The following is a 4,206-nucleotide window of genomic DNA, read 5'->3' on the forward strand; positions in this document are numbered from 1 at the left end:
GTCAACCGCAAGCGCGTCGAGCGGCTCATGCGCCGCGAGGGGATCGAGGGCCGGCACCTGCGCAGGCGCAAGCGCACCACCGTCCCCGACCGGCTCGCCCCGCCCGCACCGGACCTGGTCCGACGCGATTTCACCGCCGGGAACCTGGACGAGAAGTGGTGCGGCGACATCACCTACGTGCAGGTCGGCGGCACATGGCTCTACCTGGCTTGCGTCCTGGACATCTGCTCGCGTCGGGTACTCGACTACTCGATGGCCACCCGCATGCGGACCGAGCTGGTCGTCGACGCGCTCACGATGGCGGTGGCCACCCGCGGCGGCCAGGTCGAGGGAGTGATCTTCCATGCGGACAGGGGATCCCCCTACACCTCGGCGGCGTTCACCCAGCTCAGCGACCGTTTCGGCATCCGCAGGAGCATGGGGCATGTCGGGTCGAGCTACGACAACGCGCTCGCCGAGAGCTTCTGGCAGGGGCTGAAGAGAGAAGCGCTGCGGGGAGCATTGACGACGGTGCGTCAGGCCCGGCTGGAGATCTTCCAGTGGCTCACCTACTACAACACCCGCAAGCGCCACAGCAGCCTCGGCCACCTCTCACCCACCGAGTTCAAACAGCAGCACCAACGAGGCCGTAGACTCACATTCGCAGCATGAACCCCCGTGTCCACACTCCGGGGGACACCTCACTGACGCGGTCCCGCTCCTTCATGGACTGCTCGATGAGACGGTCAAGGGCTGGCCCGTAAATGATCTTTGACTCGCCCCAGGCATGGCGGGCCGCCGTACCGCCCGTCGGCCTATCCGGCAAGGGTGAGGCTGTGCATGCGGGCGATGCCGGGCATGGCGTGGTGAACGCCTTCGCCCTTGAGGCGGCAGTCGCGCAGGATCTTCCAGGTCTTCATCCTGGCGAGGACGTGCTCGACGCGGGCCCGTGCCGGTAGCAGGGCCACTCGGTCAGGTGCAGCAGCAGGCGAGACGGGAGCAACGGGGCGACACGGTCCCACAGGCCATCAGACCAGTCCAACTGCCAAGCTCCTGAGCCGAACTCATTCTGAAGGGATCAGTTACATCGCATGGATGGTGGCCGTCCAGCTGCTGCGTTCGAAGGTGCAGGTGCCATCCGGATCTATGCGTACGGCCGCTCCCGAGATGGGCAGGTCGCCGTCAATGACGAGCCAGGTCCGGATGCGGTCCAGCTCGTCCCACAGGCGGCGGGGGCCGCCCTGGTAGACGACGGGCAGCTCGCGTGCGCCTGGTGCTGTGGCGCGGGCCCAGGAGCCGCCGGCGTGCAGCATGTAGGCAGTGCGGGAGCCGTCCTTGGTCGTCTCCATGCGGTGCTGAATGCCCGGGGCGATGAGTTCGAGGGTGGAGCGGACATCCCATGTCGATGCCCGAGGCCCCGCGGGACGACTCTCCGCGGGGCCTCGGCGATCACCGGCTCAGATCACGAGCGGTGCCTCCGACCAGCGGCGCACCCGGTACGGCGCCCACCACAGGTGGTCGCCGAAGCGCAGGACGAGGGTCTCCGCCATGAGGTCGTCCAGGATAGGGCGCCCGATCGCGTCGACGGTCGCGCCGTCGGTGAGGGCCGCGACGGCCTCGTGGTACTCCGGTTCGTCGATGGTGAAGCGGCGCAGCTCGCCGTAGCGCCGGTCACGGACCTGGATGAACCCGGGGCCGTACCGGAAGACGCACTTGCAGATGTAGTACGTGGTGCGCCAGGCGAGCGCCGTCGCCACCGGGTCCGCGGTGCCGAGGACGGCGGTCGGGGGGTGGAGGTGCCCGAAGTGGCGCCAGGCGTCCGGGTCGGAACCGGTGTGGATCTGCCAGTCGACCGAGACGGCCAGGCTGGAGAGGTCGCCCACGAAGCTCAGCGCCCTGACCGTCCAGGCCCCGTCGGCGGTGTCCGTCAGGTCCACGGGGCGGGGCAGGGTGACGTGCCGGGCCCCGGCGGCGAACAGCCGCCGGGCGGCCTCGCCGCCGGACATGTCGATCTCGAAGCGGCCCAGGGACATGGCGGGCAGAGTGCCCACCTCGGGGTCGTAGTCCCGTGAGGCGGTCACGGTGAAGGGGGCGGTGCAGGTGAGAACAGGAGTCATCGTCGTCCCTCGGTCGGGCGGTCGCGCGGTCGTCAGACGGTCGTCGGGGCGAGTTCCGCCTCGCGGGCGGCGGTGTGCCGCATGAAGTCGATCCGCAGGAACTCCTCGTTCAGGGCCGGCGGCGCGATCTGCACGAACTGCCCGCTGTCCTCGAACACGATGCCGAGCTCCCGCCACCGCTTGAGGACCCCCAGCAGGGCGGTCTCGCTGAAGTGGTGGTCCGCCTCCAGCTTGCGCGCGGCCGTCTTCACCGTGTGCGGCTGGTCGAGCAGCCGGAACAGGGCCAGTTCGCCCGGGTCGGTCAGTTCCAGGCGCGTCCAGTCGAAGGCCCGTCGCCTGCTGACCAGGACGATACGGTCCTCCAGGTCGCAGTGGGTGAGGCGGCTGCCGGCGTAGTTCCGCTTCCAGTGCCCGATGCCCTCGTCGAGCCGGGCGACGACGTCCTCGCCGATTCCCCGGGGCGGTACGTCGAAGACGTACGCCAGGTCGAACATCTCGGCGTCGGGGAGGTCGTAGGTGAGCCGGTACGGCTCGGCGGGGCGCAGCTCGGAGAAGCCGAGGCCGGGGTCGTTGAAGTACGGGCTGAACCGTTCGATCGCGATCCGAGAGGAGGGGCCCACGGGCGGGTTCAGGTGCTCCAGCGCGGCGAGCTGGTCCACCACGTCGTCGTAGTCCTCGGTGTCCTCGCCCGGGAAGCCGTGCAGGTAGTTCCAGGCGACCGAGAGGCCGACGGTGGCCGCGTCGCGGAGCATCCGCACGTTCTGGCCGCCGGTCACACCCTTGTCCATCAGGGTCAGCACCCGGCTGTTGAGACTCTCGATGCCCGGCTGGACGAAGATCAGCCCCGCGTCCGCCAGGGTCTGGAGCTGTCCCCGCCGCATGTTGGACTTGATCTCGATGTGCATCCGCAGGTCGTACCCGCTGTCGATGATGCGGGGCAGCACCGACTTCACGTACCCCATGTCCAGGATGTTGTCCACGACGTACATGTCCAGGACCCGGTGCCTGCGCGCCAGTTCCATGATCTCGTCGTAGAACACGTCGGGGCTCTTGCTGCGGAACTCCATGAACGAGCCGTTCAGCCCGCAGAAGGTGCAGTGGTGCTTCTCGCCCCACCAGCAGCCCCGCGCGCCCTCGACGACCAGCTTCGGCTCGACCCAGTTCCGGGCGTGGGAGGAGGCGAGCCGCTCGAAGTACCCGGCGTAGTCCGGCGGCAGGATGGCGGCGGGCGGCAGCGGCTTGGTGTTCATGGCGTTCACCACGGAGGTGCCGTCCGTGTCGCGCCAGCACAGCCCGGGGATCTCCGACAGCGGCTCACCGGCGTCCAGGGCTCTGACCAGCGCGGGGAACGACACCTCGCCCTCGCCGCGCAGCACATGGTCGACGAAGGGGAAGTTGCGGTGGACGGCCTCGCCCTGCTTGCCGTCGCAGTTGGCGCCGCCCATGGCCGTCACGATGTGCGGGGCGAGCCGCTTGACGTACTTGGCGGCCGCCAGGGCCGCGGTGTTCTGCTGGAACGTCGAGGTGAACCCGACGACGTCCGGGGCGAGTTCCACGATGCGTTCCGCGATGTGCCGGACGAAGTCGGGCGCGGTGACGTGCAGTGCCTGCGTCATCTCCATGCGGGCCCCGCGCACCCGGTTGGCCATCGCCTCGGTGAACTCGGGTACACGCCATTCGGGATCGTCGTAGAGCGCGGAGGAGAAGACCCAGTCGCCGCATCCCAGGAAATAGGAGCCGAGCGCGTAGTAGGAGTAGTCCTCCAAAGTGAATTCCGTGTTCTTGGTGATCCAGTCCACGTATTCAATATTCGCGTGCAGAACGTCCGCCGTGGCGTTCGGCACGCGCTCGTCGACACTGCGCTTGAGAATTCCGAGAGCCAGCGACGGGAGATCGATCGGGGCCCAGGGCATGTTCACCAGGAGTACGCGCACGGCTCGCCTCTTCTCATGTGATCAGTGCACGGAATGACGTGTCGGTCGGGCATCGGCCGGGAAGTCGGGGGGGGGCCGGCCGGGGGCCCCCCCCCCGCCCCGGCCCGCTTCCGGGCCGGCGTCCCGGCCGGGTTGCCGCCGGGTTGGGGGCGGCCCCGCGGGAGCGGGCCCGCCCC

Annotated in this window: 4 protein-coding genes and 1 pseudogene; 1 reads left to right on the forward strand and 4 read right to left on the reverse strand. The window is 69.0% G+C overall.

Features of this window, described 5'->3' with window-relative positions:
• Positions 1–651, forward strand: a 651-nt coding sequence (locus ACFW22_RS31985; RefSeq protein ID WP_386411484.1) for an IS3 family transposase, incomplete at its 5' end; no start/stop codon positions are given.
• A gap of 143 nt (positions 652–794) precedes the next feature.
• Here the strand turns inward: ACFW22_RS31985 and ACFW22_RS31990 are convergent.
• The 4 genes and pseudogenes from ACFW22_RS31990 to ACFW22_RS32005 all read right to left on the reverse strand — a co-directional run.
• Positions 795–929: pseudogene (locus tag ACFW22_RS31990) on the reverse strand (IS5/IS1182 family transposase); the annotation flags it as partial.
• 132 nt (positions 930–1,061) lie between these two features.
• Positions 1,062–1,328, reverse strand: a complete 267-nt coding sequence (locus ACFW22_RS31995) for a hypothetical protein (protein WP_386411486.1) — start codon at positions 1,326–1,328, stop codon at positions 1,062–1,064.
• A 108-nt stretch (positions 1,329–1,436) separates the two neighbouring features.
• The gene (locus ACFW22_RS32000) at positions 1,437–2,096 is read right to left on the reverse strand and encodes a DUF5825 family protein (RefSeq protein WP_386411488.1); all 660 of its coding nucleotides are present in this window, start codon (positions 2,094–2,096) and stop codon (positions 1,437–1,439) included.
• A gap of 32 nt (positions 2,097–2,128) precedes the next feature.
• On the reverse strand, positions 2,129–4,030 hold the full coding sequence (locus ACFW22_RS32005) for a RiPP maturation radical SAM C-methyltransferase (RefSeq protein ID WP_386411490.1): 1,902 nt from the start codon (positions 4,028–4,030) through the stop codon (positions 2,129–2,131).
• Positions 4,031–4,206 lie beyond the last annotated feature (176 nt).

The sequence above is a fragment of the Streptomyces sp. NPDC058872 genome (assembly GCF_042743065.1).
Classification (GTDB): Bacteria; Actinomycetota; Actinomycetes; order Streptomycetales; family Streptomycetaceae; genus Streptomyces.

Excerpts from the sequence above, each read along its gene's own strand:
- ACFW22_RS31995 (WP_386411486.1), bottom strand. The coding sequence starts at position 1,328 with ATGGAGACGACCAAGGACGGCTCCCGCACTGCCTACATGCTGCACGCC.
- ACFW22_RS32000 (WP_386411488.1), bottom strand. The coding sequence starts at position 2,096 with ATGACTCCTGTTCTCACCTGCACCGCCCCCTTCACCGTGACCGCCTCA.